Raw genomic sequence first — 4,174 nt, 5'->3', positions numbered from 1 at the left:
ATAGATAGGGATCTAAACGCTGCAATTAATTTATCGCGTCTGGCTAAGGCGTGAAAGTCTACTGAGGGATAACTGCTCCCATGCTCCCGTTGAAGTAGAAAGTAAAGTCTAGTTTTGTCTAGGTTTTATATAGCAGTTAATGTTATTGCAGATCGATTACAAGATATAGATTCAAAGTGGCATCATTGTTTTGATGTGGTGACAATGTTTGATGTGTTTGAGCATCTCATCAATCCACTAGAGGGAATAAAACAGGCAGAACATTTACTTAAGCCGGGGGGGGTAATGCTGATTAGCACTGGCGATATGGATGCTTGGACTTGGCGTTGGTTTAAGGGCAATCATTGGTACTTACAAACGCCATTACATTTGTCTTTTGCTACAAGGCAATTTTTTGATTATGTTCAGAAAAAATTGCCCCTTAAAGTTAAAGGTGTGTATCAGATTCCTCATCAATTGGGAAGCAGTCGGGAGGTTTGGGATGAGCGCGTCAAGGCTGTTTATTATGAGTGTTGGCAACGTGGTGGTTTTTGGCGACTTCCTCAAAGAGCCATATTGTCAATCCCGCAATACTCACATCTCAAGCATTTAACCAGTGTGCCTTGGACTATGAAACTTAGCGATCACTTCCTAGTTATATGTTTAAAACCTATCTTTTGAAACTCAATCTTCTAGCCCTATGATTAAAGCTGTGATGCATAAAATATTCAATTCTCTTGGTTTGGAAATTAGGCTTCTAAAGAATCTTCGTGAAGCACAAAAACGAGAAAAGAAAATGAAAGAATTAGAAAATTATAAATTTCTTGCCAATTTTGATATAAAAAGTATTATCGATATTGGTGCCAACGAGGGACAGTTTGCTAGGACAATTCGTCATGTGTTTCCGGGTGCAACTATCTATTCGTTTGAACCCCTACCTGATGTTTATAAGGAGCTTTATTCATTATGTGCAGAAGATACTAACATTAAAACTTTTAATTTAGCATTAGGAAACGAAGTTGGCACAAAGCAAATGTTCTCAAGTTCCTTTTCCCCCAGTTCTTCAATGTTGAATATGTCTAAACTGCATAAAGAAGAATGGCCAGAATCATCAGTTAATACCAGTGTTATGGTTCAACAAACTTGTTTAGACCAATGGGTAAAAGAGAACAATCAAACTATTGGGGATAATATTTTAATTAAGCTGGATGTACAAGGCTATGAACTTTCTGTTATTAAAGGAGGAGAGAAGACTTTTAAAAGTGCCAAGCTAGTAATTATTGAGGTTTCTTTTTATGAGTTTTATGAAAAACAACCCCTGTTTGATGATATCTACAAATATCTATGCAATTTGGGTTTTGTTTATCGGGGCAACTTGGAGCAATTTCGCTCTCGATCCGGCGATAAAATACTTTTCGCAGATGCTATTTTTGAAAATCTCGGTATCTAGTTACTCTACTTAATTTAGTCGTATTTTTTTTACATATAGATTTCCTTTTGTATTAGAAACCTTTTTCATTGTCAATATGCCTTTTGATAAGCAACTGTTAGTCACCGGTTCCGCTGGCTTAATCGGCTCTGAATCGGTGCGTTATTTCACCCAACTGGGCTGGCAGGTTACAGGTATTGATAATAATATGCGAGCCGACTTCTTTGGCAAAGACGGTGACACTACCTGGAATTTGCAGCGGTTACAAGTTGACTGTCCGGAGTATCAGCATTTCTCCCTTGATATCCGCGATCGCCCCTCTATTCTGAACCTCTTTTCAGAACAAAAATTTGACCTGATTATTCACGCGGCGGCTCAACCCTCCCACGATTTAGCCGCCAGTCGTCCCTTTGATGATTTTGATGTTAATGCAGTTGGCACACTAAACCTGCTGGAATCCACCAGAAGGGCTTGCCCTGAAGCAGTGTTTTGTTTCCTTAGCACTAACAAAGTCTATGGTGATGCCCCCAATGAGTTGCCATTGGTGGAACTAGAGAGCCGTTGGGACTATGCTAATCCCCAGGACTATGGCGGTATTACCGAAACCTGTCGCATTGACCAGAGTAAACATAGTTTATTTGGTGCGAGTAAAGTAGCAGCGGATGTGATGGTACAGGAATATGGCCGCTACTTTGGGATGAAAACCGCCTGTTTTCGCGGCGGGTGCCTGACGGGATCAGCCCACAGCGCTGCTGAACTCCATGGTTTTTTAGCTTATGTGGTGCGAGCCTGTGCAGAAGGAAGAGAATATAAAATCTACGGTTATAAAGGTAAACAGGTGCGGGATAATATCCACGCATCTGATGTCTGTGCTTTGTTGCATCAATTTTATTTACATCCCCGTTGCGGTGAGGTCTATAATCTGGGTGGTGGTAGAAAAAACAGTATTTCCGTCCTGGAGGCGATCGCCAAGGCGGAACAGCTTTTAAATAAACCGTTGAAAACCGTTTACGTCGATAAAAATCGCGAAGGCGATCACATTTGCTATATCAGTGACCTAAGCAAAATTCACAACCATTTTCCCGACTGGCAAATTACCCGCAGTTTAGATAGCATTTTCCAGGAAATGGCTAAATTGCATTCCCATCGATCCTTTTTATTTGATATGGAAGGCAAAAGAATTTGAAAAAACGACTCGTTTCATTGAATTAGCTGGCGAAATTAATCGCTCTATGCCTCATCATGTCTTAGAGGATGTTTTAAAAGTCCCTCATGATGTATCAAAAATTTTAGATCCCCCTAAATCCCCCTTGAAAAGCTATCCATTACCCACATCTTTCTTAACATTCATGAGAGCGATCGCTTGCAGACCCCCAACCCTTAATCCTCCGTTGCTGATTCTCAATAAAATGAGGTTTTTATCAATAAAGATGAGGTGCATTTTGTCAAGATCAGGTAAATTCAAAAGTCTTGAAACCTTTACCAAGTATAGGTTTTAAGATTGTTAAGAAAGATGTTTATAATGGATAGCCCTGTGAGGGGGGATCTGCAAGTGTATAAAGTCACCATCTAAAACTTTTCAAACAACCTCTTAGAAAAAATAATAAATGTTTTTAACAACGAAGGAAAATCAGTCAAGGATAGTAAAGTAAGCTGTTACACAGCTAAATTGTATAATCCTAATATTCTGAACTCTTGTGGAACACGCATCTTGCCTGTTCCACTTATACAAATTAAATGCACAACAGCTTACTTTTACTAGGTTTAGCGTATAAACCTGATATTGACTTTTTTAAAACAGGATTTTTCATGATTAACAATCTCTCACAACTAGCTTACTTTGGCGGTGAAACAAAATTCAAAGAAAAACTCTATGTCGGTCGCCCGAATATTGGTAACAGAGAACGGCTGTTAGCTCGGATTAATGATATGTTAGATCGGCGTTGGCTGTCTAATAATGGGGTATTTGTACAGCAATTTGAACAGCGGATTGCTGACTACTTGGGGGTTAAACATTGTATAGCGGTTTGCAATGGTACTATTGCCCTAGAGTTGGTAATTCGGGCTTTGGAGTTGCAGGGTGAGGTAATTATTCCCTCTTTTACTTTTATTGCCACAGCCCACGCTTTACAATGGCAAGAAATTACTCCGGTTTTTTGTGATATTGACCCCAAAACCCATACTATTAACCCTTGGCGGGTGGAGTCAATGATTACACCCCGGACATCGGGTATTATGGGGGTTCATGTTTGGGGTCAACCTTGTCATGTAGAAATGCTGGCGGAAATTGCGGATAAACATGGTCTGAAATTAATGTTTGATGCTTCCCATGCTTTTGGCTGTTCCCACGGTGGTAAGATGATTGGTAATTTTGGCAGTGCGGAGGTGTTCAGCTTCCATGCTACCAAGTTTATGAATACCTTTGAGGGGGGTGCAATTGTTACCAATGATGATGAGTTAAATCAGAAGCTGCGGTTAATGAAAAACTTTGGCTTTGCTGGGATGGATAAGGTAATTTACCTGGGTACTAATGGGAAAATGTCGGAGGTATCCGCTGCTATGGGGTTAACTTCCCTAGAAAGTATGGAGGATTTTATTGAGCTTGTCCTAAGTTGACAATTTACTAGACAAACCTATACAAGTACATACAAAACTACAAGTATTTGACGTATACATGGAATAAGTTGACTAAAAAATTAGGCAAAATGTGTCAGAATTAAATAATATAGTATAGTGTTGACATCAGCAAATGCTTTTATCCATCAA

General features: G+C 39.6%; 5 protein-coding genes. 4 read left to right on the top strand and 1 reads right to left on the bottom strand.

What is annotated here, in order from left to right:
• Positions 1-114 precede the first annotated feature (114 nt).
• The 3 genes from H5968_RS24650 (at position 115) to H5968_RS24640 (ending at position 2,594) form a co-directional block, all read left to right on the top strand.
• Entirely contained in the window at positions 115-660 is a 546-nt protein-coding gene (locus tag H5968_RS24650; RefSeq protein ID WP_187042040.1) for a bifunctional 2-polyprenyl-6-hydroxyphenol methylase/3-demethylubiquinol 3-O-methyltransferase UbiG, read from the top strand.
• 19 nt (positions 661-679) lie between these two features.
• Positions 680-1,429 carry an FkbM family methyltransferase gene (locus H5968_RS24645; protein ID WP_187042039.1) on the top strand — a complete coding sequence of 250 codons (750 nt, stop codon included), beginning with the start codon at positions 680-682 and terminating at the stop codon, positions 1,427-1,429.
• A 76-nt stretch (positions 1,430-1,505) separates the two neighbouring features.
• Positions 1,506-2,594, top strand: coding sequence for an NAD-dependent epimerase/dehydratase family protein (locus tag H5968_RS24640; protein ID WP_187042038.1), 1,089 nt, complete (start codon positions 1,506-1,508; stop codon positions 2,592-2,594).
• 132 nt (positions 2,595-2,726) lie between these two features.
• Here H5968_RS24640 and H5968_RS25925 read toward each other — a convergent pair whose 3' ends face one another.
• A complete protein-coding gene (locus H5968_RS25925) occupies positions 2,727-2,849 on the bottom strand; it encodes a hypothetical protein (RefSeq protein WP_255427246.1) in 123 nt (40 codons plus the stop codon).
• A 368-nt stretch (positions 2,850-3,217) separates the two neighbouring features.
• Here H5968_RS25925 and H5968_RS24635 point away from each other — a divergent pair, with 368 nt between their 5' ends.
• Positions 3,218-4,024 (top strand): DegT/DnrJ/EryC1/StrS aminotransferase family protein, encoded by an 807-nt coding sequence (locus tag H5968_RS24635; RefSeq protein WP_255427245.1) that lies wholly within the window; start codon positions 3,218-3,220, stop codon positions 4,022-4,024.
• Positions 4,025-4,174: the final 150 nt, after the last annotated feature.

Source organism: Sphaerospermopsis sp. LEGE 00249 (genome assembly GCF_014299995.1).
GTDB classification, from domain to species: domain Bacteria; phylum Cyanobacteriota; class Cyanobacteriia; order Cyanobacteriales; family Nostocaceae; genus Sphaerospermopsis; species Sphaerospermopsis kisseleviana.
The sequence above is the reverse complement of the archived record's forward strand: the minus strand, read 5'-3'. Positions and strand labels throughout refer to the sequence as shown.

Excerpts from the sequence above, each read along its gene's own strand:
- H5968_RS24645 (WP_187042039.1), top strand. The coding sequence starts at position 680 with ATGATTAAAGCTGTGATGCATAAAATATTCAATTCTCTTGGTTTGGAA.
- H5968_RS24640 (WP_187042038.1), top strand. The coding sequence starts at position 1,506 with ATGCCTTTTGATAAGCAACTGTTAGTCACCGGTTCCGCTGGCTTAATC.
- H5968_RS24635 (WP_255427245.1), top strand. The coding sequence starts at position 3,218 with ATGATTAACAATCTCTCACAACTAGCTTACTTTGGCGGTGAAACAAAA.
- H5968_RS25925 (WP_255427246.1), bottom strand. The coding sequence starts at position 2,849 with ATGCACCTCATCTTTATTGATAAAAACCTCATTTTATTGAGAATCAGC.